This window comes from Sphingomicrobium astaxanthinifaciens (assembly GCF_022865105.1).
GTDB lineage: Bacteria > Pseudomonadota > Alphaproteobacteria > Sphingomonadales > Sphingomonadaceae > Sphingomicrobium > Sphingomicrobium astaxanthinifaciens.
Window position 1 is genome coordinate 1273914 of the sequence record NZ_JAKNYM010000002.1, and the last position, 25260, is coordinate 1299173.

Annotated in this window: 22 protein-coding genes; 18 read left to right on the forward strand and 4 right to left on the reverse strand. The window is 69.4% G+C overall.

Annotated features, from left to right (window positions below; translation table 11 throughout):
* The first annotated feature begins 32 nt into the window (after positions 1 to 32).
* The 4 genes from L8951_RS10460 to L8951_RS10475 are packed head-to-tail and all read left to right on the forward strand — an operon-like array spanning position 33 to position 5519.
* Positions 33 to 1274 (forward strand): heavy-metal-associated domain-containing protein, encoded by a 1242-nt coding sequence (locus L8951_RS10460; protein WP_244383001.1) that lies wholly within the window; start codon positions 33 to 35, stop codon positions 1272 to 1274.
* On the forward strand, positions 1274 to 1882 hold the full coding sequence (locus L8951_RS10465) for an HdaA/DnaA family protein (protein WP_244383238.1): 609 nt from the start codon (positions 1274 to 1276) through the stop codon (positions 1880 to 1882). Before L8951_RS10460 ends, L8951_RS10465 begins: the two co-directional genes overlap by 1 nt.
* Positions 1879 to 4056 (forward strand): RNA degradosome polyphosphate kinase, encoded by a 2178-nt coding sequence (locus tag L8951_RS10470; RefSeq protein ID WP_244383002.1) that lies wholly within the window; start codon positions 1879 to 1881, stop codon positions 4054 to 4056. Before L8951_RS10465 ends, L8951_RS10470 begins: the two co-directional genes overlap by 4 nt.
* Positions 4053 to 5519, forward strand: a complete 1467-nt coding sequence (locus L8951_RS10475; RefSeq protein ID WP_244383003.1) for a Ppx/GppA family phosphatase — start codon at positions 4053 to 4055, stop codon at positions 5517 to 5519. Before L8951_RS10470 ends, L8951_RS10475 begins: the two co-directional genes overlap by 4 nt.
* 14 nt (positions 5520 to 5533) lie before the next feature.
* Here the strand turns inward: L8951_RS10475 and rnd are convergent, their stop codons facing one another.
* On the reverse strand, positions 5534 to 6700 hold the full coding sequence (gene rnd / locus L8951_RS10480) for a ribonuclease D (protein WP_244383004.1): 1167 nt from the start codon (positions 6698 to 6700) through the stop codon (positions 5534 to 5536).
* A 113-nt stretch (positions 6701 to 6813) separates the two neighbouring features.
* Between rnd and aspS the strand changes: the two genes are divergently transcribed.
* The 3 genes from aspS (at position 6814) to L8951_RS10495 (ending at position 9667) form a co-directional block, all read left to right on the forward strand.
* Positions 6814 to 8646 (forward strand): aspartate--tRNA ligase, encoded by a 1833-nt coding sequence (aspS, locus tag L8951_RS10485; protein ID WP_244383005.1) that lies wholly within the window; start codon positions 6814 to 6816, stop codon positions 8644 to 8646.
* An 89-nt stretch (positions 8647 to 8735) separates the two neighbouring features.
* The gene (locus tag L8951_RS10490; protein ID WP_244383006.1) at positions 8736 to 9512 is read left to right on the forward strand and encodes a polyphosphate kinase 2 family protein; all 777 of its coding nucleotides are present in this window, start codon (positions 8736 to 8738) and stop codon (positions 9510 to 9512) included.
* A 26-nt stretch (positions 9513 to 9538) separates the two neighbouring features.
* A complete protein-coding gene (locus L8951_RS10495) occupies positions 9539 to 9667 on the forward strand; it encodes a DUF2256 domain-containing protein (RefSeq protein WP_407696414.1) in 129 nt (42 codons plus the stop codon).
* Here the strand turns inward: L8951_RS10495 and L8951_RS10500 are convergent.
* A complete protein-coding gene (locus tag L8951_RS10500) occupies positions 9652 to 10146 on the reverse strand; it encodes a GreA/GreB family elongation factor (RefSeq protein ID WP_244383007.1) in 495 nt (164 codons plus the stop codon). The two genes, L8951_RS10495 and L8951_RS10500, sit on opposite strands and share 16 nt — an antisense overlap.
* Positions 10146 to 12128: a lytic transglycosylase domain-containing protein gene (locus L8951_RS10505; RefSeq protein ID WP_244383008.1), complete on the reverse strand. Its 1983-nt coding sequence runs from the start codon at positions 12126 to 12128 to the stop codon at positions 10146 to 10148. Before L8951_RS10505 ends, L8951_RS10500 begins: the two co-directional genes overlap by 1 nt.
* Before the next feature lie 97 nt (positions 12129 to 12225).
* Here L8951_RS10505 and dapA point away from each other — a divergent pair, with 97 nt between their 5' ends.
* From dapA to recA, 8 genes are all read left to right on the forward strand, one after another.
* A complete protein-coding gene (gene dapA / locus L8951_RS10510) occupies positions 12226 to 13107 on the forward strand; it encodes a 4-hydroxy-tetrahydrodipicolinate synthase (RefSeq protein WP_244383009.1) in 882 nt (293 codons plus the stop codon).
* On the forward strand, positions 13104 to 13574 hold the full coding sequence (gene smpB, locus L8951_RS10515) for an SsrA-binding protein SmpB (protein WP_244383010.1): 471 nt from the start codon (positions 13104 to 13106) through the stop codon (positions 13572 to 13574). Before dapA ends, smpB begins: the two co-directional genes overlap by 4 nt.
* Positions 13567 to 14133, forward strand: coding sequence for a DUF2062 domain-containing protein (locus tag L8951_RS10520; RefSeq protein WP_244383011.1), 567 nt, complete (start codon positions 13567 to 13569; stop codon positions 14131 to 14133). The genes smpB and L8951_RS10520 overlap by 8 nt, the downstream gene beginning before the upstream one ends.
* A gap of 13 nt (positions 14134 to 14146) precedes the next feature.
* Positions 14147 to 16261: a M13 family metallopeptidase gene (locus L8951_RS10525; protein ID WP_244383240.1), complete on the forward strand. Its 2115-nt coding sequence runs from the start codon at positions 14147 to 14149 to the stop codon at positions 16259 to 16261.
* Positions 16262 to 18643 carry a hybrid sensor histidine kinase/response regulator gene (locus tag L8951_RS10530; protein WP_244383012.1) on the forward strand — a complete coding sequence of 794 codons (2382 nt, stop codon included), beginning with the start codon at positions 16262 to 16264 and terminating at the stop codon, positions 18641 to 18643. It abuts the gene before it with no gap.
* A 37-nt stretch (positions 18644 to 18680) separates the two neighbouring features.
* Complete coding sequence (locus L8951_RS10535; RefSeq protein ID WP_244383013.1) at positions 18681 to 19037, forward strand: response regulator; 357 nt, start codon at positions 18681 to 18683, stop codon at positions 19035 to 19037.
* 68 nt (positions 19038 to 19105) lie between these two features.
* Positions 19106 to 19849 carry an alpha/beta hydrolase gene (locus L8951_RS10540; RefSeq protein WP_244383014.1) on the forward strand — a complete coding sequence of 248 codons (744 nt, stop codon included), beginning with the start codon at positions 19106 to 19108 and terminating at the stop codon, positions 19847 to 19849.
* 100 nt (positions 19850 to 19949) lie between these two features.
* Positions 19950 to 21017 (forward strand): recombinase RecA, encoded by a 1068-nt coding sequence (recA, locus tag L8951_RS10545; RefSeq protein WP_279614852.1) that lies wholly within the window; start codon positions 19950 to 19952, stop codon positions 21015 to 21017.
* 128 nt (positions 21018 to 21145) lie between these two features.
* Here recA and L8951_RS10550 read toward each other — a convergent pair whose 3' ends face one another.
* Positions 21146 to 22426, reverse strand: a complete 1281-nt coding sequence (locus tag L8951_RS10550; RefSeq protein ID WP_244383016.1) for a multidrug effflux MFS transporter — start codon at positions 22424 to 22426, stop codon at positions 21146 to 21148.
* 52 nt (positions 22427 to 22478) lie between these two features.
* Between L8951_RS10550 and L8951_RS10555 the strand changes: the two genes are divergently transcribed.
* Genes L8951_RS10555 through L8951_RS10565 form a run of 3 tightly spaced genes read left to right on the forward strand, consistent with a single transcriptional unit; the run spans position 22479 to position 25257 of the window.
* Complete coding sequence (locus tag L8951_RS10555; protein WP_244383017.1) at positions 22479 to 23105, forward strand: glutathione S-transferase family protein; 627 nt, start codon at positions 22479 to 22481, stop codon at positions 23103 to 23105.
* A gap of 59 nt (positions 23106 to 23164) precedes the next feature.
* Positions 23165 to 24469, forward strand: a complete 1305-nt coding sequence (locus L8951_RS10560; RefSeq protein ID WP_244383018.1) for a dicarboxylate/amino acid:cation symporter — start codon at positions 23165 to 23167, stop codon at positions 24467 to 24469.
* Positions 24466 to 25257: a TIGR01459 family HAD-type hydrolase gene (locus L8951_RS10565; protein WP_244383019.1), complete on the forward strand. Its 792-nt coding sequence runs from the start codon at positions 24466 to 24468 to the stop codon at positions 25255 to 25257. Before L8951_RS10560 ends, L8951_RS10565 begins: the two co-directional genes overlap by 4 nt.
* Positions 25258 to 25260 lie beyond the last annotated feature (3 nt).

Below are 25260 nucleotides of genomic sequence, written 5' to 3' on the forward strand. Positions count from 1 at the left end.
TCCATGTCCAAATCGCCACAAGGGCGCTCGATATGCCATTTCCTCGTGTCTTCCTGCTGATCGTGCCGCTGCTCCTCCTTGGCGGCTATGCCGCCGCGCAGATGGAGGATGGCGACCGCGGCATCCTGCCGCGCGATACCGAGCAGGTGCTCGAGGTCACCGGGATCGCGGTCGACGTCGCCGGCGAGGATGCGCAGGACGCGCGCTTCAACGGTTGGCGGATTGCCCAGCGCGAGGGCTGGCGGCGGTTGTGGGCGCAGACCACCGGGCGTCCGGCGCGGGAGGCGCCGCGGCTGTCCGACGCGACCCTCGACGAGCTCGTCGGCGCGGTCGTGGTCGAACGCGAGCAGATCGGCCCGACGCGCTATATCGCCACCCTCGCGATCCAGTTCGACCGCGCGCGCACCGGCGAGCGGCTCGGATTGTCGGGGTCGCAGCGCCGCTCGGCGCCGATGCTGCTGATCCCCGTCACGGTGACCGCGGGCACGGTGACCACCGTCGAGACCCGCAATCCGTGGCAGCGCGCCTGGGCGCTGTTCCGCACCGGGGACAGCCCGATCGACTATGTCCGCGTCTCGGGGCTGGGGGTCGACCCGCTGCTGGTCAACGCCGCCGCCACGCGCCGCCCCGGGGCCGAATGGTGGGCCAATGTCGCCGACCTCTATGGCGCGAGCAACATCCTCATCGCCGAGGTCACGCTGCACCGTCTCTACCCCGGCGGCCCGGCCGAAGGGCGCTTCGTCGCGCGGGTCGGCCGCGACCGCACCCCGCTCGGCAGCTTCACGCTGCGCGTCGCCAGTTCGGAGGCGATCCCGGCGATGATGAACCAGGCCGCCGCGCGGATCGACCGGATGTTCGCGCGGGCCTTCCGCGAGGGCACGCTGCGCCCCGACCGCGCCCTCGTGATCGAGGCGGCGCCGCCGCCGGTGGTCGCCGAAGAGACGGTCGCGCCGGTCTCGACCTACCAGATGCGCATCTATGCCGGCTCGGGCGAGGATCTGCGCGCGGCGTTGGGCGCGCTGCGCGGGACCGCCGGGGTCGAGGGCGTGACCGAGCAGAGCCTCGCCGCGGGCGCCATCTCGAACGTGCTCGTGACTTACCGCGGCGATGTCGATGCGCTGCGCGCCTCGTTGCTCGCGCGGGGGTGGTATTCGACCTATGTCGCCGGGGTGCTGCAGATCCAGCGGCAGGCGATCAGCCGCCCCGCCCCCAGCCCCGAGCCCGCGCCCGCCCCAACCCCGGCGCCTGCGGAGGCGGAGGGCGACGACGGGTGATGGCACCCGCGCAGATCGCCCTCCCGCTCGATTGGCCGCAAGGCGACGCCACGCGCCGCTTCATCACCAGCGACGCCAACCGGCTCGCGGTCGCGGGGCTGGCGGGCTGGCGCGACTGGCCGGTGCGCGCGGCGATCCTCACCGGGCCGCGCCGCTCGGGCCGCAGCCTGCTCGCCCGTATCTTCGCCGCCGAGGTAGACGGGCGCGTGTTCGACGATGCGCAGGACCATGACGAGGAAGCGCTCTTCCACGCCTGGAACCGCGCGCAGGAGGAAGCGCGCCCGCTGCTCCTCGTCGCCGACGAGTCGCCCCCGCACTGGGCCCCCGCGCTGCCCGATCTGGCGACCCGGCTCGCCGCCTCGCCGGTGTGGCGGATCGAGGCTCCCGACGATACGCTCCTCGCTGCGCTCTTCGCGCTGCACTTCGCCGATCGCGGGCTGGCGCTGCCCCCCGAGGCCCAGGCCTATCTGGTGGCGCGCGCCGAACGCAGCTATTGGGAGGTCGAGCGGTTGGTCGAGGCGATCGACCGCTTCGCCATCGCCGAGCGGGCCCGGATCACGGTCCCGACGATCCGGCGGGCGCTCGAGGCGAGGGGACAGGCGGCATGAGCGAGGCCGACCCGCAGGTTGACGAGACAGCCGGCGCCGACGCGGCGGCGCGGCTCGAGGGCTTCGGGCCCGACCGCTTCTTCAACCGCGAGACCTCGTGGCTGGCCTTCAACCGGCGCGTGCTCGAGGAAGCCGCCAATCCCGCGCACCCGCTGCTCGAACGGCTGCGCTTCCTCGCCATCGCGGGCTCGAACCTCGACGAGTTCTTCATGGTCCGGGTCGCCGGGCTCAAGGGGCAGCAGCTGCAGGGGATCGAGGAATATTCGATCGACGGACGCACCCCGGGACAGCAGCTCGAGGAGATCGCGGGCGCGGCCGACGCGCTGACCGCGGCGGCGCAGGCGCTCTGGGTCGACCTGCGCGCGCAACTCGAGGCGGCCGGGCTCGACGTCATCCATCGCGGCGAGCTCACGCCCGAGGAACGCGACTATCTCGCGCAGCGCTTCGATGCCGAGATCCTGCCGGTGGTCACCCCGCAGGTGGTCGACGGGGTCAACCCCTTTCCCTTCGTCGCCAACGCCGGGTTCGGGCTGATCTTCGACCTCCACGATCGCAAGACCGGCGAGGAGCTGGTCGAACTGCTGATGATCCCGCCCTCGCTGCCGCGCTTCATGGAGCTGCCGGGCAACGGCGCGGGGACCCGGGTGATCGCGATCGAGAGCGTCATCCGCGAATTCTTCGGCCGGCTCTTCCCCGGCTTCGAGAAACGCGCCGCCGGCGCCTTCCGCGTACTGCGCGACAGCGACATCGAGATCGAGGAGGAGGCGGAGGATCTCGTCCTCACCTTCCGCTCGGCGATCAAGCGGCGCCGGCGCGGGCGGATCATCCGCCTCGAGCTGGCCGCCGACACCCCCGACGGGCTCGAGGACGTGGTGCGCGAGGGGCTCGGGGCGCACAATGCGCTGATCGTCGAGACCTCGGGGATGATCGGCATGGCCGACCTCGCGCAGGTGGTCGAGGTCGATCGCCCCGACCTCAAGTTCGAACCCTACAATCCGCGCTTTCCCGAGCGTATCAAGGAATATGGCGGCGACTGCTTCGCCGCGATCCGCGCCAAGGACATCGTCGTCCACCACCCCTATGAGGCGTTCGATGTCGTCGTCTCCTTCCTGCGCCAGGCGGCGCAGGACCCCGATGTCGTGGCGATCAAGATGGCGCTCTACCGCGCCGGCAAGCAGTCCGAGATCATCGAGGCGCTCGCCACCGCCGCCGAGGCGGGCAAGTCGGTCACCGCGGTGGTCGAATTGAAGGCGCGCTTCGACGAGGAGCAGAACCTGCTCTGGGCGGCGCGGCTCGAACGCGCGGGCGTGCAGGTGGTCTACGGCTTCTTCGAATGGAAGACTCACGCCAAGGTCGCGATGGTGGTGCGCCGCGAAGGCGAGAAGATGCGCACCTATACGCATTGGGGGACGGGCAATTACCACCCGGTGACGAGCCGCATTTACACCGACCTCAGCTTCTTCACCGCCTCGACCCGCGCCGCGCGCGATGCCGCCAAGATGTTCAACCTCGTCACCGGCTTCGTGCGCCCGCGCGGGCTCGAGCTGGCGACCTTCAGCCCGGCCGGGCTGCGCGCGCGGATCCTCAAGCTGATCGACCGCGAGATCGAGCATGCGCAGGCCGGGCGCCCGGCGGCGATCTGGGCCAAGATGAACCAGCTCGTCGACCGCGAGGTGATCGACCGGCTCTATGCCGCGAGCATGGCGGGGGTCTCGATCGAGCTGGTAGTGCGCGGCATCTGCTGCCTGCGCCCCGGGGTCGAGGGGTTGTCCGAGAATATCCGCGTCAAGTCGATCGTCGGGCGCTTTCTCGAGCACAGCCGCATCTTCGTCTTCGCCAACGGCGAGCGGCTGCCGCACGACAAGGCGCGGGTCTACATCAGCTCGGCCGACTGGATGCCGCGCAACTTCGACCGCCGCGTCGAATATATGCTGCCGCTCGAAAACCCCACGGTGCACGCGCAGGTGCTCGAACAGGTGATGATCGCCAACCTCATCGACAACGAGCAGAGCTGGGTGCTGCGCGAGGATGGCGAATATGAGCGGCTCCAGCCGGGCAAGCGGCGCTTCAACTGCCACCATTATTTCATGAACAATCCCTCGCTCTCGGGCCGCGGCGCCGCGCTCGCGGGCAAGAAGATCCCCAAGCTGAAACTGACCCAGCGCGGCGGATGATCGGCGATCTCGACTTCGGTCCGGTCGGGATCCTCGACATCGGCTCCAACTCGGTGCGGCTCGTCGTCTATGGCGGCAATGCGCGCGTGCCCTCGATTCTGTTCAACGAAAAGGTGATGGCGGGACTGGGGCGCGGCCTCGGCGCCGACGGGGCGATGGACGAAGAGGCGATGACGATGGCGCTCGATGCGCTGCAGCGCTTCAAGGCGATCGCCAAGCTGATGCGGGTCAAGCGGCTGCGCACGGTCGCCACCGCCGCGGTGCGCGATGCCTCCAACGGGCCCGATTTCCTCTACGCCGTCGCGAGGATGGGGCTGAAACCCGCGCTGCTATCGGGCGAGGAGGAGGCGGTGGCCTCGGCGCTCGGGGTGCTCAGCGCCATCCCCTGGGCCAAGGGCGTGGTCGCCGATCTCGGGGGCGGGAGCCTCGAGTTGGCGGGCGTGGCGCGCGGCCATGTCGGCGCGGTATCCTCGGAACCCATCGGCGTCCTGCGGGTCGGGGACCCGCCCGACGCCGACCTCATCGCCGAAAAGCTCGACCATGCGCTCGCCGACGGACAGCTCGCGCGCGCCGCCAAGGGGGAGGGGCTCTACCTCGTCGGCGGCAGCTTTCGCGCGATCGCCCATCTCGACCTCGCCGCCTCGGGGCACCCGCTGATGATCGCGCACCAGCATCGGATCGACCCAGGACGGCTGCCCCAACTGTCGGGGATCGTCGAGGCATGGGGCCCCGACCGGCTGAAGGCCGAGGCGCAGATATCGAGCCAGCGCATCCCGCACCTGCCCGCCGCCATCGCCATCCTGTCCGCGCTCGTCCGCACGCTCCGGCCCGACCGCGTGATCATCTCCGCCGACGGGCTGCGCGAAGGGCTGCTCTACCAGGACCTGCCCGCCGAGGAGCGCGGGCACGACCCCTTGCTCGCCGCCGCGCTCGAGGTCGGGCGCAGGCTCGGGCGCTTCGGCGACATCGGCGCGCTGCTCGACCAGTGGATCGCGCCGCTCTTTCCCGATGACGGCCAGCACAAGGCGCGCCTGCGGCTCGCCACCTGCCTGCTGGGCGACATCGCGTGGAACGCGCATCCCGACTATCGCGCCGAACGCGCGGTCGACCTTGCGCTGCACGGCAATTGGGTCGGCATCGATGCCCAGGGACGGGCGCTGATCGGGCGCGCATTATTCACCGCCTTCGGAGGCGGTGGCGATTTCGATCCTGCGGTGGCCACGCTCCTGAGCGAAAGGAACATCGCGCGCGCCGAGGGATGGGGGCGCGCGATCCGGCTTGCCATGCGGCTGTCGGGAGGGATCGAGACGGTGCTGCGCCAATCCTCGATCGCTCGCGCCGGGAAGCGGCTGGCGCTGCGCCTGCCCGAGGCGCAGGCGCGGCTGTACGGCCCGGCGGTGCGCAAGCGCCATGACCAGCTCGCCGCCGCGCTCGACCTCGAGGCGGGGCTCGAGCTGGCCTGAGCGCGCGCGCCGCGTCAGTCGGTCCGCGTCATCTTGAGCTTGCCCTGCTCGGTGGCGAAGGCGAGCCTTCCCTCGACAAGGTCGAGCGCGTCGCGCCCGAATTCCTCGAACCGCCAGCCCGAGAGGATGTCGAGCCCCTCGCGCTCGCCCGCCGCGAGCAGTTCGAGCTCCTGCGCGCGCGCGATCAGGCGGGGGGCGACCCCGGCCTCCTTGGCGCGGATCTTGAGCAGCAGCTTCAACAGGTCGCTCACGAGGCTGGCATCCTTGGTCAGCCCGGGGCGCCGCGGCGGCTTGGCGGGCATTTCCTCGCTCGGCAGCGGTTCGGCCGCCTCGATCGCCTGCATCAGCCGCGCCCCGATCTCGTTGTCGCGCCAGCCCTTGGACAGCCCGCGCACCTTGACGAGGTCCTCCTGCCGCTTGGGCGGGTGGTTGGCGAGTTCGCCGAGCGTGTCGTCCTTGACGATGCGCCCGCGCGGCAGGTTCTTCTGGCGCGCCTCGCGCTCGCGCCACGCGGCGATCGCCTTGAGGCGCCCGAGCACCTCGGGCTTGCGGCTCGGCAGCTTGACGCGCTTCCACGCATCCTCGGGCGCGAAGGCGAAGGAGGAGGGGTCGGCGAGCCGCGCCATCTCCTCGTCGAGCCAGGCGCCGCGGCCGGTCTCGACCAGCCGCTCGAGCATCTGCGGGAAGATCTTGGCAAGGTGGGTGACGTCGGCGATCGCATAGTCGAGCTGGCGCTGGTCGAGCGGGCGGCGCGACCAGTCGGTGAAGCGCGCGCCCTTGTCGAGCTGGTGCCCCAGCGTGGCGGCGACGAGGTTGGCGTAACCGACCTGTTCGCCATAGCCCAGCGCCATCGCCGCGATCTGCGTGTCGAACAGCGGCATGGGCACCTTGCCCGTGAGGTTGTGGAAGATCTCGAGGTCCTGCCCGCCGGCGTGGAAGACCTTCAAGACCTCGTCGTTGTTGACCAACAGGTCGAGCAGGGGGTCGAGGTCGATCCCCTCGGCCAGCGGGTCGATCGCGGCGGCCTCCTTGCCGTCGGAGATCTGGATCAGGCACAGGATCGGCCAATAGGTGTTCTCGCGCATGAACTCTGTATCGACGACGACGAAGTCGGCGCCTTGCATGCGGGAGACGAGTTGTTCGAGTTCCGCGCTGTCACGGATAAGGTCATGGATTTTCATAGCTGGGAATGCGCCCTAGCCCAAGCGTCACGCCTTGACAAAGACAACCTGCAAGGCGAGGTGCTGCACCGACCGCGGCACCGTCCGCTCCACATCCATTTCCCGAGACGATCATGCACGCTTATCGCACCCACCATTGCGCCGCCCTCACCAAGGATCACGTCGGCGAGACCGTTCGCCTGTCGGGCTGGGTCCACCGCAAGCGCGACCATGGCGGCGTGCTGTTCGTCGACCTGCGCGACCATCACGGCCTGACCCAGATCGTCGCCGACGAGGACAGCCCCGCGCTGCCGATCCTCGACAAGCTGCGGGTCGAGAGCGTCGTCACCATCGACGGCGAGGTGAAGGCGCGCAGCGAGGGAACCGTCAACGACAAGCTGCCGACCGGCGCGATCGAGGTGTTCGCGCGCGGCGTGACGATCCAGTCGGAAGCCGCCGAATTGCCGATGCCGGTCGCGGGCGAACAGGAATATCCCGAGGATATCCGCCTCAAATATCGCTATATCGACCTTCGCCGCGAGACCATGCACGCCAATATCATGCTGCGCTCGAAGGTCATCTCGAGCCTGCGTCGGCGCATGCAGGACCAGGGATTCACCGAGTTCCAGACCCCGATCCTGGGCGCCTCGAGCCCCGAGGGCGCGCGCGACTATCTGGTGCCCTCGCGCCTCCACCCGGGCCGTTTCTATGCGCTCCCGCAGGCGCCGCAGATGTTCAAGCAGCTGCTCATGGTCTCGGGGTTCGACCGCTATTTCCAGATCGCCCCCTGTTTTCGTGACGAGGATCTGCGCGCCGACCGCAGCCCCGAATTCTACCAGCTCGACTTCGAGATGAGCTTCGTCACGCAGGAAGACGTGTTCCAGGCATTGGAGCCGGTGCTCGCGGGCGTGTTCGAGGAATTCTCGGGCGGCATGAGCGTGACCCCGGCGGGCGAATTCCCCCGCATCCCCTATCGCGAAGCGATGCTCAAATATGGCACCGACAAGCCCGACCTGCGCAACCCCATCGTCATCGCCGATGTCGGCCATCATTTCGAGGGCTCGGGCTTCGGGCTGTTCGCCAAGCTGGTCGCGGCGGGCAAGACGGTGCGCGCCATCCCCGCGCCGGGCACTGCGGGCAAGAGCCGCAAGTTCTTCGACGAGATGAACGATTGGGCGCGCGGCGAAGGCTTCCCGGGCCTTGGCTACGCCACCCGCAAGGGCGGCGAGTGGGGCGGCCCGATCGCCAAGAACCACGGTCCCGACAAGATGGACAAGCTGGCCGACGAGCTGGGCCTCGGCCCCGACGACGGCCTCTTCTTCGCCGCGGGCGATGAAAAGGACGCCGCCAAGCTGGCGGGCGCGGCGCGCACCCGCGTCGGCGAGAGCCTCGGGCTGATCGAGGAAGGCACGTTCAAGTTCTGCTGGATCGTCGACTTCCCGATGTACGAGTTCGACGAGGCGCAGCAGAAGATCGACTTCTCGCACAACCCCTTCTCGATGCCGCAGGGCGAGATGGAAGCGCTCGAGACCAAGGACCCGCTCGACATCCTCGCCTGGCAGTATGACATCGTGTGCAACGGCTACGAACTGTCCTCGGGCGCAATCCGGAACCACCGGCCGGACATCATGTACAAGGCGTTCGAGATCGCGGGCTATTCCAAGGCCGACGTCGACGAGAATTTCTCGGGCATGATCGAGGCGTTCAAGCTGGGCGCGCCGCCGCACGGCGGGTCGGCGCCGGGCATCGACCGCATCGTCATGCTGCTCGCCGACGAGCCCAACATCCGCGAGGTCATCGCCTTCCCGATGAACCAGCGCGCGCAGGACCTGATGATGGGCGCCCCCAGCCTCGTCACCGACCGCCAGCTCGACGAATTGTCGATCGCGGTCACCGCCGAGCCCGAATCCGAGGACGAGGACGCGCCGGTCGAACCCGCGCCCGAGACGCTGGTCGAGGAGCGCTAGGACGCCAACGCGCCATATTGTCCCAAAAAGGGATCGGCTCGGCTCGCAACCCTTTGCGCAGGCGAAACGGCCTCGTTAAAGCCGCGTTCGTGCCGATCGAATTAACAGAAGGTCGACCGGGGGCGGTCAGGGACGAAGCGGCGGCGAGCCTTGCCGAGCTGTGCGCGCGGCTGATGCCGCTCCAGCTGCGGCTGCTCGCGCATCGCCAGCGGCTGATCCTGCTGGTCGAGGGGTGGGAGGCGAGCGGCAAGCGCGGCTTCCTGCGGCAGGTGCTCGGCAACCTCGACCCCTGTTCGACGCACTTGATCTGCCTGGCGCCGACGCCGATCGGCAGCGAGGACCGGCATTGGCTCGCCAAATATTGGAACGCGCTGCCGGGCGCGGGGCACGCGAGCCTCTTCTATCGCAGCTGGTACCGCGCGCTGGTCGACGAGCGCGTGCTGCGCGCGATGAACGACGACAAGTGGAACCGCGGCGGCGACGAGATCAACGAATTCGAGGCGCAGCAGCGCGACCATGACACGATCATCGTGAAGCTCTTCTTCCACTGCTCGGCGGCCACGCTCGAGCGGCGGATGGCCAGCCGGCTCGCCGATCCGTGGGAGCGGCAGCTCACCCATGAGGGCGAACAGGAAACGCGCGACCGCCGCGACGACTATGTCGCGGCGTGGAACGCGGCCTTTGCCGATACCGACACGCGCTGGGCGCCGTGGAAACTGGTCGACGCCGAAGAGCCCGAGGGCGCGATCCGCGCCGGCGTCGCGCATCTCGTCGCGGTGCTCGACAAGGCGCTGCCCGACACGGTGCCGGGGGAGCGGGCCGCGCACAACGAGGTGATCGACTTTCCCGGCAAGGCGCTGCGCTGAGCGGGCGCCATCGCAAGAAGGGCGACCTGCCCGAAAAGACCTGCGCGCGCTGCGGGCGCCCCTTCGCCTGGCGTCGCAAGTGGGCGCACGTCTGGGACGAGGTGCGATACTGCTCGGACCGCTGCCGGGGCCAGCGCGGTCAGCCCCCGGGGTAGGCGATCTTCTCGATCTCGTAGAACATCTCGCCCGCCGGCAACCGGACCGAACGTTCCTCGCCGACCCGAGCGCCGATGATCGCGCGGGCGATCGGCGAGGACCAGCCCACGCGCCCGTCGCCCGCCTCGGCCTCGTCGTCGCCGACGATGGTCAGCACGCGGGTGCGGTCCTCCTCGTCGACCAGCGTCACGGTCGCGCCGAAGCGCACCTCGTCGCGCCGCTCGGCGCGCGCCGGGTCGACGATCTTGGCCTGCTTCATGACCTTCGACAAATAGCCGAGCCGGCGGTCGATCTCGCGCAGCTTCTTTCGGCCGTAGATATAGTCGCCATTCTCCGAGCGGTCGCCATTGCCCGCCGCCCAGGCGATCGTCTCGACCAGCTTGGGGCGTTCGGTGCCGAACAGCGTCTCATATTCGTGGCGGATGCGCGCGAAGCCCTCGGGCGTGATATAGCGCGCTCGCTTGCCCCCCGCGGCCATCAGCCGGGGCGACCCGGCTTGCCGAGGTGGCGCGAGACATGGACCGCGCCATAGGCGGGGACATAGGGATTGAGCCGGTCGTAGACGGCGGCATTCTCGATCACCCGCTGGACGTAGCTGCGCGTCTCGCCGAAGGGGATCTGCTCGATCCACTTGAGCGTGTCGACCGACGGATCGCGCGGGTCGCCGTAGCGCCGCACCCATTTCATCGCATTGCCGTGGCCGGCGTTGTAGCTCGCCGCGGCGAGCGCGAGATTGCCCTCCCAGTTGCGCAGCCGCAGCGCCAGATAGTCGCTGCCGAGCCGGACATTGTAGGCCGGGTCGCTGGTCAGCCGGGCATAGCTGTAGGGTAGCCCGCTGCGCCGCGCCTGGTCGCGCGCGGTGGCGGGGAGCAGCTGCATCATGCCGTGCGCGTTGGCGTGGCTCACCGCCGAGCGGTCGAACGAGCTTTCCTGCCGGGCGATCCCGTGGGCATAGCTCCACAGCTGGCCGCCGGGCACGCCCTCGTGCAGCGTCGGCCAAGCCGAGCGATAGTAGAAGGCGGTGCCGTTGTTGCGCGCCACCCGCGCCACCCAGACGCCGAGGTCGGGGCGGTCGATCGTCTCGGCATAGCGGCTCGCGAGGATGCGTTCGCCCTCGCTGTCGAGGCTCTCGGCGAGCGCGCGCACGAACAGCGCCTGCTCGTCGCGGCTGTTGGCCAGCCGCCCGGTCGCCGCCACGATCGGGCGCGCGTAGAATTGCTGCGCCAGCGCCGGGTCAACCTGGGTCGGCAGCGGCGGGGGCGGGGGTATCTCGCGCCCCAGCCGCTCGAGCGCGAGCTGGCTGTAGAACAGCTCGGGGCTCTGCGCGGCGCGTTCGAACAGCGCGTTGGCGCGCGCCGTATCGCCGGCCTCGAGCGCGGTCCGTCCGGCCCAGTAGAGCCCCTTCGAATAGACCTGGAGCGAGCGTCCGCCGCCGGCATAGAGTTCGAACAGCGTGCTCGCCGCGGCGGGGCGCTCGAGGCGGTCGCGCGCGATCGTGCCAGCGAGCCAGGCGAGGTCGGTATACTTGTCGCGCACCCCGAACGGCTGCAGCGTCTTGTCGTCGCCGGGGACGAAGGCGTCCTCGATCTGGCGCGCGATGTTGAACGCGGTCGACCAGGCCCCGCGCGCCTCGGCACCCTGCGCCGCGAGCAGCAACATCTCGAACCATTTGTCGATGTCTGTGGGGCGCGTGGCCAGCGCGTGTGGCTGCGCGAGCAGCGCCTGCGCCGCTTCCTCGTTGCCGTTCAGCCGGAAGTAGCGCGCGCGGTCCATCAGCAGCCCCGCATGGTCGTCGACCCGGTCGGCGACCGCCGCGAATTTCTGGTTGGCATCGCCGTCGCCGCGTTGCAGCGCGACCCGCGCCTCGGCGATCGGGCGCTCGCTCGACGGGAGCAGCGAGACATAGGCGGCGGCGCGGCTCGCCTGCTTGTCGAACAGCAGCGCATCGACGCGGCGGGCATGGTCGTCGGTGGTCAGCCGGGTCCAATATTGCGCGCGCACCAGCGTTTCGTCGTCGGGGCCGAGGTCGGCGCTGCGCCACGCCGAGCGGGCCGCCGCGAGCGCCTCGATGCCGCGCCCCTGCCGGTCATAGGCATAGGCGAGCCGGGTCCAGCCGCGCGCGGTCTTCGGCGGGGCGGTGCGGAAGAAGGCGATGACCTGCGCGTCATCGGCGCGCGCGTCGAGCGCGGCCTCGGCGCGGGCCCGGATGGTCGCGACCTCGGGCCAGTCGGGATAGGCGATCGCGAAGCGCGCCGCGCGCTCGAAGCTTGGGGCGTTGTCGCGCCGCAGCGCGCGCCATTCGCCGATCGCGGCGTCGACCACCGCGATCGGGGCGGGGGCCTGCGTGGCGACCGCAATCGCGGCCGCGCTCGCTTCGGGGCGCACCGGCGGTTCGACCACCGAGGAGGAGGCCATCCCCGACAAGGTGGCGACGGCGATGAAAAGGGCGGGCTTCCTCATACTGGACATGCTAGGCAGGGGCTTCTTATCAGACGCTGAACATATACCCCTGAAAAAGGGTTGGGACGGCAAGTCGTTCCAGAGAAAGGATGAATGCATGTTTCGTGGCTCGATTCCCGCGTTGGTGACCCCGTTCGACGAGGAGGGGGCGCTCGATCTGGAGGCGTTTCGCGCGCTTGTCGACTGGCAAATCGACGAAGGCAGCCACGGGCTCGTGCCGTGCGGCACCACCGGCGAGGTCGCCACCTTGTCGGGATCCGAACATCGGCAGGTCGTCGCCGCCTGTGTCGAGCAGGCTCGCGGACGGGTGCCGGTGATCGCCGGGTGCGGGGGGTATGACACCGCCGCAGTGGTGGCCGCGATCGAGATGGTCGCGGAGGCGGGCGCCGATGCCGCGCTGTGCGTCGTGCCCTATTACAACAAGCCTAGCCAGGCGGGGCTGGTCGCCCATTTCACCGCCTGTGCCGAGGCCTCGCCGATCCCGATCGTGGTCTACAACGTGCCGAGCCGGACCGTCGCCGACATCGGCGTCGAGGCGCTCGCCGAGGTGGCGAGGCACGAACGGATCGTCGCGATCAAGGATGCCACCGGCAACCTGGCCCGCGTCACCGCGCAGCGGCTCGCCTGTGGCGAGGATTTCATCCAGCTGTCGGGCAACGACGACATGGCGCTGGGCTTCAACGCGATGGGCGGGACGGGGTGCATCTCGGTCACCGCCAACGTCGCGCCGCGACTGTGCAGCCGCTTCCAGGAAGCGATGCTCGAGGGGCGCTGGGACGAGGCGCTCGAGCTGCAGGACAAGCTCTACCCGCTCCACGCCGCGCTCTTCACCGACGCCTCGCCCGGTCCGGCCAAATATGCGCTGTCGAAGGTCCGCCCGGGCAGCGGGACCGCGCTTCGGCTGCCGCTGACCGAGCCCTCGGCGGCCTCGAAGGCAGCGGTCGATGCCGCGCTTGAGCATGCGGGGTTGGCCGGATGAGCAAGGCCTTCAACAAGGTCAAGGTCGTCGCCGACAACCGGCGCGCCCATTACGATTATGCCATCGAGGAGCGCTTCGAGGCGGGCATCGTCCTGCAGGGCACCGAGGTGAAGGCGCTGCGCAATTCGGAAGGCTCGATCAAGGAAAGCTATGCCACCGTCGAGGATGGCGAGGCGTGGCTGATCAACAGCCACATTCCCGAATATAGCCACGGCAACCGCCTCAACCACGAGACGCGGCGCCCGCGCAAGCTGCTGCTCCACCAGCGCGAGATCAACAAGATGATGGGCGCGGTGCAGCGGCAGGGCATGACGCTGGTGCCGCTGTCGATCTATTTCAACGGCGAGGGCAAGGCCAAGGTCGAGCTCGGGCTCGCCAAGGGCAAGAAGGTCCACGACAAGCGCCAGGCGATCAAGGATCGCGACTGGAAGCGCCAGCAGGCGAGGATCCTGAGGGATCGTGGGTAAGCACGCCCCCGGCCCGATCAAGCGCTTTCTCCAGCGCAACGCGCCGACGCGCGACGAATTGATCGAATCGCGCTGGCTCAGGCCGGTGCGGCGCTACATCGCGGCGCATGAATATTGGCGCTTCACCCGGCGCTCGGTGCCGCGCGCGGTGCTCGTCGGCATGTTCATCGGCATCTTCCTGATGATCCCCGGGCTGCAGATGTTCGCCGCCGCCGCTCTGTCGATCCCGCTGCGCGCCAATATCCCGCTCGCCGCCGCGATCACCTGGGTGAGCAACCCGGCGACCACCCCCGTCTTCCTGCTCGCCGGGCTCGAGATCGGCAGCCGCGTCGGCTTCCATACCGACGTGGACAGCTTCCTCGCCCTGTTCGAGCGCGGCGCCTCGCTCGGCGAATGGGGGCGCTGGGCGCTGTCCGATGCCGCGCCCGCCGTCATCTTCGGGTTGTTCGTCATCGCGCTGGGCCTCGCGCTCGTCGCCTATTGGGTGTCGCTGATCGGATGGCGATTGTGGATTGCGCGGCGCTGGCGGCAGCGTAGTGTCGATGACCAATCAACCTGATGCTGGAGAGATGATGAAGACGTTGACGATCGCGCTGGCCGCCTCGAGCGCGCTGGCGGGCTGCACCCAGACCACCGCGCCCGACCTCGCCCCTGCCACTGCTGCCGCCACTGCCACCGCCAGCGCCACCGCCGAACCGTTGCCCGAGGGCGCGGCCGCGCTGGGCGATGCGCCCGCCGGCGAGGCCGAACTGGGCACCTACGGGTTCGACACCAGCGGGATGGACCGCTCGGTCGACCCCGGCGATGATTTCTACGCCTACGCCAACGGCCGTTGGGCGGCGGCGACCGCCATTCCCGCCGACAAGTCGAACTACGGCATGTTCGGCGCGCTCGACGACCTCTCGCGCGAGCGCACCAAGGCGATCATCCTCGAGGCGGCCGCGGACCCCGCCAACCGGGTCGGCGCCGCCTATAACAGCTTCCTCGATACCGACCGGATCGAAGCCCTCGGGATGGCGCCGATCGCGCCGCTGCTCGCCGACATCGCCGCGATCGACAGCGTCGAGGACTATGCCACGATGCTCGGCCGCGCCGACCGCCTCGGTTTCGGCGGGGGGCCGATCGGCTGGTATATCGGGCAGGACGACGGCGACAGCACGCGCTACATCATGAACGCCTACCAGTCGGGGCTCGGGCTGCCCGACCGCGATTATTATCTCGAGGACAGCGAGCGCTTCGTCACCGTGCGCGCCGCCTATGTCGACTATCTCGCCGACTTGCTTGGGCATGCGGGGGTGGCGAGCGACGAGGCGCGCGCGCGGGCCGAGGCGATCCTCGCCTTCGAGACCGCGCTGGCGAAGGTGCATTGGGACCGCAACGCGCTGGGCGACAGCGAGAAGACCTACAACTTGGGATCGCGCGCCGAACTCGAGGCGCTCGCCCCCGGCTTCGCGTGGGACGCGATGTGGGCCGCCGGCGGTTACGACTTCGACGAGATCAACGTGATGACCCCGAGCGCGATCGAGGCGGGGATGGCGCTCGCCGCCGCGGCCGAGCTCGACGTCCTCAAGGACAAGCTGGCGGTCGCGGCGCTGCGCAGCTTCGCCCCCGCGCTGCCCGCCGCGGTCGATGGCCGCGTGTTCGATTTCTACAGCCGCACACTGTCGGGCGTCCCCGAGCAGGAGGAGCGGTGGAAGCGCGGGGTCCAGTTCGTCTCGCGCGCGCTGCGCGACGATGTCGGGCAGGTCTATGCCGCGCGCCACTTCCCGCCCGAGCACAAGGCGGCGATGCAGGAGCTCGTCGACAATGTGATCGCGGCGATGCGGCAGCGCATCACCACTGCCGACTGGATGGCCGAGGCGACCAAGCGCCAGGCGATCGACAAGCTCGAGCGGTTCACCGTCAAGATCGGCTATCCCGACCGCTGGGAAAGCTACGAGGGGCTGACGATGCAGCCCGACGACCTGTTCCGCAACATGCTGCGCGCGCGCGAGTGGCAGCACCAGGACGCGCTTGCCAAGCTCGACGAGCCGCTGCGGCGCTGGGAGTGGGGCATGGCGCCGATGACGGTCAACGCCTATGCCAATTTCGGCCAGATGGAGATCGTCTTCCCCGCCTCGATCCTCCAGCCGCCCTTCTTCGATCCCAATGCAGATCCGGCAATCAACTATGGCGGCATCGGCGCGGTGATCGGTCACGAGATCAGCCACCATTTCGACGACCAGGGCGCGAAATATGACAGCTCGGGCAATCTCAACAACTGGTGGACCGAGGCCGATTACGCCAATTTCGAGGCGCGCGGCAAAGCGCTGATCGACCAATATGGCGCCTATGAGATCTTCCCCGGCGAGTATATCGACGGCGAGTTCACGCTGGGCGAGAATATTGGCGATCTCGCCGGTCTCGCGATCGCCCATGACGCTTACCGGGCGTCGCTCAATGGCGAGGACGCCCCGGTCATCGACGGCACCACCGGCGACCAGCGCTTCTTCCTCGGCTGGGCGCAGGTGTGGCGGCGCAACTATCGCGACGAGGAGCTCAAGCGCCGGCTCAAGACCGACAGCCACTCGCCCTCGATCCAGCGGGTCTGGGTAATCCGCAACATGGACGCCTGGTACGACGCCTTCGCCGTCGACGCCGCGGACGCGATGTATCTCGCGCCCGCGCAGCGGGTGACCGTCTGGTAGATGCTCGACCGCCACGCCGCCCTGGCCGCCGAGCTGCCCGAACCGCGCCAGCGATGGCTCGGGCCGCTGCTGGTCGGGGCCGCGTTGCTGTCGATGCTGCTGCTCGCCTGGCAGGACGAGCTCGGGCTCGCGGGTGGGGCGGTGCTGCTCGGGGCGCTGCTGCTCGGCGCGCTCGCGCTCGACCGCGCGCGCCGCGACCCGGTCGCCGCGAGCCCGCCCGCGCCGCGCGCCTCGGCGGAGGAATTCGCGCTCGCCGCGGCGGCGCTGCGGCTGGTCGGCGAGGCCGCCGCGGTGACCGATGCCGAGGGGCGACTGCTGCTTGCCAACCCGCAATTCGACAAGCGTTTCGCGGGGGACGTCCAGCCCTTCGCCGCCGCGATCGTGGGGGTGCATGAGCGGCTGCGCGGGCTGGCGCTGCGCGACGGGCAGGCGAGCGACACGCTGGCGCTGGGCGATGAGCAGGTCGAGGCCGTGCTGGTCCGCGTTGGGGTCGGGGCCGAACGCCTCCTGCTGTGGCGCTTCCCCGTGGTCGGCAAACCCGACCGGCTCGAGATCTCGGCGCAGCGCGTGGCGGGCGAGACGGGGGATCGGCTCGCCGCCGCCGGGGTGCTCGCGGCGCTGATCGACGATGCCGGCCGGCTGGTCGCGGCCAACCGCCCCTTCAGCCAGCGCGCGATCCCCGTCAAGCCGCGCCCCAACCTGAGCCTCGGCGAGCTGATCGAGCAGCGCGACGACGGCCATCTCCACCTCGTCGAGGAAGGCGAGGGCGCCGTCCCGCTGCGCGGCGTCCACGTCCCGCTCGATCCCGCCGCCGAGGGCGGGGCGGGGACCCTCCTCCTGTTCGAGACCGCCGAGGCGGGCGGCACGGCGACCAGCGACAATGTCCAGGCGCTGCTCGAACTGCTGCCGCTCGGCCTCGCGCTGGTCGACCGTGACGGGCGCTTCCTGACGATGAACGCGGCCTTCCGGCTCGCCGGCGGGATCGGCGAGGAGCGCGTCTCCTACCCCGGTGACCTGGTGGTCAAGGAGGACAAGGCGATCGTCGCCGACACCGTGCGTCGCCACGCCCGCGGTCCCGCCATGTCGGGCGACATCGCGGTGCGGCTGTCGATCAACCCCAAGGAGCCGGTCGCGCTGACCGTCGCCGGGCTGCGCGGGATCGGCGATGCTGCGGTGCTGCTGTTGCTCAAGGACAATAGCGAGGAAGCCAAGCTCAAGCGGCAGATCGCGCAGGCCACCAAGATGCAGGCGGTGGGCCAGCTCGCGGGCGGCGTGGCGCACGACTTCAACAACATCCTCACCGCCATCATCGGCCATTGCGACCTGATGCTGATGCGGCACACGCCGGGCGACAGCGATTATGGCGACATCCAGCAGATCAAGTCCAATTCCAACCGCGCCGCGGGGCTGACCCGCCAATTGCTCGCCTTTTCGCGCCAGCAGACGCTGCGCCCGCAGGTGCTCCAGCTGGCCGATGTCGTCGCCGAGGTCAGCCACCTGTTGAAGCGGCTGCTCGGCGAAACGGTCGAACTCAAGGTCAAGCACGGGCGCGACGTCGGGCTGGTGCGCGCCGACCCGGGCCAGCTCGAGCAGGTCATCGTCAACCTCGCGGTCAACGCGCGCGATGCGATGATGGAGAAGGGCGGCGGCATCCTGACCATCCAGACCTACCCGGTGCGCGCCGATCAGGTCGCCGACATCGGCAGCGAGATTCTGCCCGTGGCCGACTATTCGGCGCTCTCGATCTCGGACACCGGGTCGGGCATCCCGCCCGCCGTGCTCGGCAAGATCTTCGAGCCCTTCTTCACCACCAAGGAGGTCGGCAAGGGCACCGGGCTCGGGCTCTCGACGGTCTACGGCATCGTCAAGCAGTCGGGGGGCTACATCTTTGCCGATTCCAAGGTCGGCGAGGGCACCAGCTTCGTCATCTACCTGCCCGTCCACGAGGTCACCGAGGCGGCGCCGGTGCGCGCCGGGGGCAAGACCAAAGACGAGCAGGAAGAGGAACTGTGGGGGCAGGGCACGATCCTCCTCGTCGAGGATGAACCGATGGTGCGCACGGTGGCCGAACGCGCGCTCACCCGGCACGGCTATACCGTCCTGACCGCCACCAATGGCGAGGAGGCGCTCGAGATCCTCGAGAAGACCGACGAGGAGATCGCGCTGCTGGTGTCCGATGTCGTCATGCCGATGATGGACGGTCCGACGATGGGGCGCGAGGCGCGCAAGGATCGCCCGGGGCTGCCGATCCTCTTCATGTCGGGCTACGCCGAGGAACAGCTGCGCAAGTCGATCGACATCGACAATGTCGACTTCCTCCCCAAGCCCTTCTCGGTGCAGGAGCTGGCCGAGGCGGTGCGCGACGTGCTCGCCGACGAATAGGCTTGGCGCGCGCGCCGTGGCGCGATACCGCTAGGGGATGACCGATTCCCGTACCATCCTCGTGGTCGAGGACGAACCGCTCATCGCGATGATGCTCGAGGACTTTCTCGAGACGCTCGGTCACGAGTGCGCGGGCGCCTGCGAAACCGTCGCCGAGGCGCTCGAGGCGGTCGAGAAGGGCGGGTTCGACATGGCCATTCTCGACGTCAACCTGGCGGGCGAACCCGTCTGGCCGGTCGCCGAGGCGCTGCGCGCGCGCGGCATCCCCTTCGCGCTGGCCACCGGTGGGCACCTGAGCGCGCCGCCGGCCGACTTCGAGACCACGCCGACGCTGGCCAAGCCCTTCACCATCGACCGCGTCGAGCCGGTGATCGCCGCGACGCTCGGCCAGTAGGTGGCGGCACGGTTCGTGCCGTCGCGCTCGCCGGGCTCGTCTTCCTCCTGGCCACGCTGAGCAGCCTGATGCTGCTCGAGGAACGGCTGCTGTTTCCCGCGCATGCGGTGGGCGAGGCGGGGCCGCTGCCCGCCGGGGCGCGCCCGCTCGAGACCGGCGCCGCGAGTGGCGAGCGGCTCGTCGGCATCCACGTCCCGCCCGCGGGCGGCGCGGCGAGCGACCTCCTCGTCCTCGGCTATCCGGGCAATGGCTGGAACAGCGCCGATGCGGCGAGCCTGTTGCACGCGCTCTATCCCGACGCCCATGTCGCCAGTTTCCACTATCGCGGCTATCGCGCCTCCGAAGGGCGCCCGACGGCCCCGGCGCTCATCGCCGATGCCCCGTTGACCCATGACGCCGCACTCGCGGCGAGCGGGGCGCGCCGCGTCCTTGTCGTCGGCGTGAGCATCGGCACCGGCATCGCCGCCCACCTCGCCGCCGAGCGCGCGGTCGAGGGGCTGATCCTCGTCACCCCGTTCGATTCGCTGCGCAAGGTGGCGGGCGAGGCCATCCCGCTGCTGCCCGCGGGCGCGTTGCTGCGCAACGAGATCGCCGCCGCCGACGCGCTGCGCCCGCTCGCGGTGCCGGTCGCCATCATCGAGGCCGAGCGCGACGAGATCATCTCGGCGGCGCGGACCGAGGGGCTGCGGCGGGCCGCGCGGTGGATCGTCCTCGACCGGCGGATCGCGGGGGCGGGGCACAACGACCTCTACCAGCGCGCCGACTTCGCCGCCGCGATGGCCGCCGCCCGCGCCGCGATCGAGGGGCGGTAGAACCTAATCCGTTCCCCCCTTGTTCTTTTGGAACAAACCCGGTACAGCGGGGTCATCGCAGGGTCGAAACGGACCCGATGTTGACGAAAGGGGCTGGATGATGGCAGCGCAGCTGAAAGTCGTAAAATCGAAGGACGAGAAAATGACCAGCGACCGACAGAAGGCGCTCGACGCCGCGCTCGCCCAGATCGATCGCGCGTTCGGCAAGGGTTCGGCGATGAAGCTGGGCAGCCGCGAGAAGATCGAGATCGAGACGATCTCGACGGGCAGTCTTGGGCTCGACATCGCTTTGGGCGTCGGCGGGCTGCCGCGCGGTCGCATCATCGAGATCTACGGACCCGAGAGTTCGGGCAAGACCACGCTCGCGCTTCACGCCATCGCCGAGGCGCAGAAGACCGGCGGCACCGCCGCCTTCGTCGATGCCGAACATGCGCTCGATCCGGTCTATGCCAAGAAGCTCGGGGTCGACATCGACGAGTTGATCGTCTCGCAGCCCGACACGGGCGAACAGGCGCTCGAGATCACCGACACGCTGGTGCGCTCGAACGCGATCGACGTACTGGTGGTCGATTCGGTCGCCGCGCTCGTGCCGCGCGCCGAGATCGAGGGCGAGATGGGCGACAGCCACGTCGGGCTCCAGGCGCGGCTGATGAGCCAGGCGCTGCGCAAGCTCACCGGCTCGATCAACCGCTCGAAGACCACCGTGATCTTCATCAACCAGGTGCGCATGAAGATCGGCGTGATGTATGGCAACCCCGAGACCACGACCGGGGGTAATGCGCTCAAATTCTACGCCTCGGTCCGGCTCGACATCCGCCGCACCGGGCAGATCAAGGATCGCGACGACATCATCGGCAACGCCACCCGCGTGAAGGTGGTCAAGAACAAGGTCGCGCCGCCCTTCAAGCAGGTCGAGTTCGACATCATGTACGGCGAGGGCGTGTCCAAGATGGGCGAGATCCTTGACCTCGGGGTGAAGGCGGGGCTGGTCGACAAGTCGGGCAGCTGGTTCAGCTACGATTCGACTCGCATCGGGCAGGGGCGCGAGAACGCCAAGACCTTCCTCAAGGAAAACCCCGAGATCGCCGCGCAGATCGAGGCGGCGATCCGCGGCCAGAAGAAGGACGAGGTCGAGGAAGCGATGATGACCGGCCCCGAGCCCGACTGATCGCCCCATCCTCGTCGAAACGCGAAGGGCCCGGTTGTCGACCGGGCCCTTCTTGCATGGGGCCCGCTAATGCGAGCGGGAGGCCCTTGCGGCGGGCTTGGCGCGCCGGCGCGTGTGGCGGCGCGACGCTACTGGTCGGCGGGCAGCGGCGGCAGCGGGCAGTAGCGGCGGTGGAACAACCGGCCGCGCTCGGTGACGAGGGTGAGCGCGAGCGCGGCGAGCCCGCTCAGCGTGATCCCGACGAGGAAGGGCAGCAGCGTGCCGTCGAAGGCCTGCCCGATGGCGAAACCGAGCACCGCCGCGCCGACCGTGCTGGCGGTCCCCTGGACCGAACTCGCGATGCCCGCGACGGGGGCCATGTTGGTCATCGCGAGCGTGCCGAAATTGCTCGTGGTGAAGGCAAAGGCGACCAGCACCAGCGCCATCAGCACGACAAAGCTCTCGAGGGTCGATCCGACGAGCAGGTGCCAGCCGAGGTGGAACAGCGCGGCGCCGACGAAGGCGACCAGCCCGGCGTGGCCGACCCGGCGCAGCCCGAAGCGCCGCACGATGCGGCTGTTGGTGAAGCTGGCGAGCGCCATCGGCGCGGCGATCATCGCGAACACCGTCCCGAGCCGCTCGCCCGCGCCGAACAGCGTCCCGATGATCTGCTGGACCGAGGCGAGATAGGCCACCAGCGTGGTGAACACCGCGGTCAGCGCGAGCGTGTAGCCGAGCGACAGCCGGTCGGTCGCGGTGATCATGAGGCCCTGCGCGAGACTGGCCGGGCGGATGGCGCGGCGATGCTCGGCGTGGAGCGTCTCGGGCAGCCGCGCCGCGCTCCACGCGAACAGGAGGACGCCATAGGCGGCGAGCCCGTAGAAGATCGCGCGCCACGGCGCGATGGCGAGCACCAGCTGGCCCAGGCTGGGCGCGATCACCGGCACGACCATGAAGGTCATTTGCGTCAGGCTCATGATCCGCGCCATTTCCTCCCCCTCGTAGAGGTCGCGCACGATGGCGAGGACGAGGACCCGGCTGACCGCCCCGCAGGCCCCCATCGCGAAGCGCGCGGCGATCAGCAGCGTGAAGTCGCCCGCCGCTGCCGCGAGCAGCCCGAACAGGACGTAGAGCGACACCCCCGCGAGCAGCACGGGGCGGCGTCCGAACCGATCGGCGAGCGGCCCCCACAGCAGTTGGCTCGCCCCGAAGCCGAACATGTAGGCGACGATCACCAGCTGGGTGCGGTTGGCCGCCGCGATGCCGAGATCGGCGCCGATCGCGGGCAACGCGGGCAGCATGGTGTCGAGCGCGAGCGCGTTCATCGCCATCATCCCCGCCAGCAGCGCGACGATCTCGTGCGTGCCGCGGCGATGGGCGACGATCGCGCGGGCGGGGGCGGGGGCGTCCATCGCCGGGTGCTGGCGCATGAGCGGCGAACATGCAACACGCATCGCTTCGCAACCAGTCCACGGGGCCGCCATGATCATCGTCCACCATCTCGAAAACAGCCGCTCGCAGCGCATCCTCTGGCTGCTCGAGGAACTCGGGCTCGACTATGAGGTGCGGCGCTATGCGCGCGATCCCAAGACCATGCTCGCCCCGCCCGAACTGCGCGCCATCCACCCGCTGGGCAAGTCGCCGATCCTCGAGGAAGAGGCGGTGACTTATGTCGAGAGCGGGGCGATCATGGCCCAGCTCGCCGAGCGCCATGGTCGCTTCGGCCCGCCCGAGGACCCCGTCGGCGCGCGCCGCTGGCACCAGTATATGCATTATGCCGAGGGCTCGCTCCTCCCGCCGCTGTTCGCCATGCTCGTGGTGCGCAAGCTCGGCCTGCTGGGGCTGCCCGCGCGCAAGCCGATCGCGGGGCGGATCCACGAACAGCTCCGCTTCGTCGAGGGCGAGCTCGAGGGGCGCGATTGGTTCTGCGGGGACGAGCTCACCGCCGCCGACATGATGATGAGCTTCCCGCTCGAGGCGGCGGGCAGCCGGATCGACGACATGGCGGCGACCTATCCCGCGATCCGCCGCTTCCTCGAGCGCTGCCACGCGCGCCCCGCCTACCAGCGCGCGCTCGCGCGCGGCGGCGAATATGCCTATGCCGGTTGACCCGCCGGGCGCGTGGCGCTCTAGCTAGGCCCGAACCAAAACCAAGGGGGTCCCACCTGATGGACGTGCATTTGAAGACCGGGCGGCTCGCCCTCCACTGGCAGATGCTGATCGGCTTCCTGCTCGGGTTGGGGGCCGGGCTGAGCGTCTACCTCACCGCGCAGGACGCGGCCTGGGTCGAGACGGTGAGCGACGTCACGGGGTTCATCGGGCAGGTCTTCCTGCGGCTGCTCTTCATGCTCGTCATCCCGCTGCTGTTCTCGGCGCTCGTTGTCGGCATCGCCGAGATGGGCGATGCGCGCTCGCTCAAGCGTACCGGGCTGCGCACGCTGGCCTTCACCGTGATCGTCTCGGGCATCGCGGTGGTGCTCGCGCTCACCGTCGCCAACGTTTTCCAGCCGGGCGCCGGGGTCGATCGCCAGATCGCCGAGACGCTGCTCGCCGATGCGCGCGACAATGCCGGCGCGATCATCAGCCGCAACGCCGAGACCCCGAGCGGGCTCGACGCGTTGCTCGCGATCATCCCCTCGAACGTCTTCGCCGCGATGAGCGCCAACGACATCCTCGCGGTGATGTTCTTCGCGCTGTTCTTCGGGATCGGGCTGCTGTTCGCCGACAGCCCGCAGGCCGAAGTCCTGCAGAAGGGCATTGAGGGGGTCTTCCACGTCACGATGAAGCTGATCATGTGGGTCATCCGGCTCGCCCCGATCGCGATCGCCTGCTTCATGTTCAACCTCGCCAGCGCCTTTGGCTGGGACATCCTCATCCGCCTCGGCGCCTATGTGCTGGTCGTGCTCCTCGCGCTCGGGCTGCACATGTTCGTGGTCTATCCGCTGGTTCTGCGCTTCTGGGCCGGGGTCAGCCCGCTGTGGTTCTTCAGGAACGTGCGCGAGGCGATGCTGATCGCCTTCTCGACAGCCAGCTCGAACGCCACCTTGCCCTATGCGCTCAAGGTCGCCGACGAAAATCTCGAGCTGCCCCGCGCGCCCGCGCGGTTCGTCCTGACCATCGGCGCCACCGCCAACCAGAACGGCACCGCCATCTTCGAGGGGATCACCGTGCTCTTCCTCGCGCAGTTCTTCGGGGTCGATCTGGGCATCGGCGAACAGCTGGTGGTGCTCCTGATGTGCATCCTCGGCGGCATCGGCACCGCTGGCGTGCCCGCCGGATCGCTGCCCGTCGTGGCGCTCATCCTCGCGATGGTCGGGGTGCCGCCCGAGGGCATCGGCATCGTCCTCGGGGTCGATCGCCTGCTCGACATGTGCCGCACCACGCTCAACGTCACCGGCGACCTCGCCGCGGCGACGGTGGTCTCGAAGGGGCATGTCGACGACGCCGAACTGTCCGACCTCCAGGCGGCATGAGCGGCGATCTCGACGCGCTACCGGCGCGCTATCGCACCGTCCTGTGCGATGTCTGGGGCGTGATCCACGACGGCGCGCGGCTGTTCCCGGGGGTCATCGACCGGTTCGCCCGGTGGAAGCGCGAGGGGCGAACGATCGTGATCGTCACCAACGCCCCGCGCCCCGCCGACCGCGTCGAGGCCGACCTCATCGCGATGGGGCTGCCACGCGAGAGCTGGGACCATCTGACCTCGAGCGGGCAGGCCGGCATCGAGGCGCTGACCCATCCGCCGCGCAAGGTGGGCTTCGCGGGCAGCCGCTGGGATCATGAGGACCTCGTCGCCCATGGGGTCGACATCGCCGATGCGGGCGAGCCGATCAGCGAGATCGCGCTCACGGGGCTCGATGAATATCGCTCGCAGGTATCGGAATGTGAGGAAGAAATCAGCGCTTGGGTGGCGCAGGACCTGCTCGTCCATTGCCTCAACCCCGATCGCATCGTCATCCACCGCGGCGAGGAAGTCGTCTGCGCGGGCGCACTCGCCGACGCGGTCGCCGCAAGGGGAGGGCGCGTCCAATTCTACGGCAAGCCGCACCGCCCCATCTACCAGCATGCGCTCGCGCTGGCAGGCGACCCCGACCCCGCCGACTGCGTGATGGTCGGCGACAATCCGGCGACCGACATGTGGGGCGCCTGCCGCATGGGGATGGCGGGGGTACTCGTTACCGCCGGGGTCGGCCATGCCGCATATGACTGGGGCGCCGAGTTCGACGACTGGCGCCCCTTGATGACGGTGCCGGGACTCTGACGC

Bases quoted from the DNA above. Each gene is read 5' to 3' on its own strand.
- L8951_RS10535 (WP_244383013.1), top strand. From the start codon at position 18,681: ATGACCGATTCCCGTACCATCCTCGTGGTCGAGGACGAACCGCTCATC.
- L8951_RS10565 (WP_244383019.1), top strand. From the start codon at position 24,466: ATGAGCGGCGATCTCGACGCGCTACCGGCGCGCTATCGCACCGTCCTG.
- L8951_RS10550 (WP_244383016.1), bottom strand. From the start codon at position 22,426: ATGCGCCAGCACCCGGCGATGGACGCCCCCGCCCCCGCCCGCGCGATC.
- L8951_RS10465 (WP_244383238.1), top strand. From the start codon at position 1,274: ATGGCACCCGCGCAGATCGCCCTCCCGCTCGATTGGCCGCAAGGCGAC.
- L8951_RS10500 (WP_244383007.1), bottom strand. From the start codon at position 10,146: ATGGCCGCGGGGGGCAAGCGAGCGCGCTATATCACGCCCGAGGGCTTC.
- smpB (WP_244383010.1), top strand. From the start codon at position 13,104: ATGAGCAAGGCCTTCAACAAGGTCAAGGTCGTCGCCGACAACCGGCGC.
- L8951_RS10505 (WP_244383008.1), bottom strand. From the start codon at position 12,128: ATGAGGAAGCCCGCCCTTTTCATCGCCGTCGCCACCTTGTCGGGGATG.
- L8951_RS10560 (WP_244383018.1), top strand. From the start codon at position 23,165: ATGGACGTGCATTTGAAGACCGGGCGGCTCGCCCTCCACTGGCAGATG.
- L8951_RS10525 (WP_244383240.1), top strand. From the start codon at position 14,147: ATGAAGACGTTGACGATCGCGCTGGCCGCCTCGAGCGCGCTGGCGGGC.
- L8951_RS10470 (WP_244383002.1), top strand. From the start codon at position 1,879: ATGAGCGAGGCCGACCCGCAGGTTGACGAGACAGCCGGCGCCGACGCG.
- dapA (WP_244383009.1), top strand. From the start codon at position 12,226: ATGTTTCGTGGCTCGATTCCCGCGTTGGTGACCCCGTTCGACGAGGAG.
- L8951_RS10530 (WP_244383012.1), top strand. From the start codon at position 16,262: ATGCTCGACCGCCACGCCGCCCTGGCCGCCGAGCTGCCCGAACCGCGC.
- aspS (WP_244383005.1), top strand. From the start codon at position 6,814: ATGCACGCTTATCGCACCCACCATTGCGCCGCCCTCACCAAGGATCAC.
- L8951_RS10475 (WP_244383003.1), top strand. From the start codon at position 4,053: ATGATCGGCGATCTCGACTTCGGTCCGGTCGGGATCCTCGACATCGGC.
- L8951_RS10540 (WP_244383014.1), top strand. From the start codon at position 19,106: ATGCTGCTCGAGGAACGGCTGCTGTTTCCCGCGCATGCGGTGGGCGAG.
- L8951_RS10460 (WP_244383001.1), top strand. From the start codon at position 33: ATGCCATTTCCTCGTGTCTTCCTGCTGATCGTGCCGCTGCTCCTCCTT.
- L8951_RS10555 (WP_244383017.1), top strand. From the start codon at position 22,479: ATGATCATCGTCCACCATCTCGAAAACAGCCGCTCGCAGCGCATCCTC.
- recA (WP_279614852.1), top strand. From the start codon at position 19,950: ATGGCAGCGCAGCTGAAAGTCGTAAAATCGAAGGACGAGAAAATGACC.
- rnd (WP_244383004.1), bottom strand. From the start codon at position 6,700: ATGAAAATCCATGACCTTATCCGTGACAGCGCGGAACTCGAACAACTC.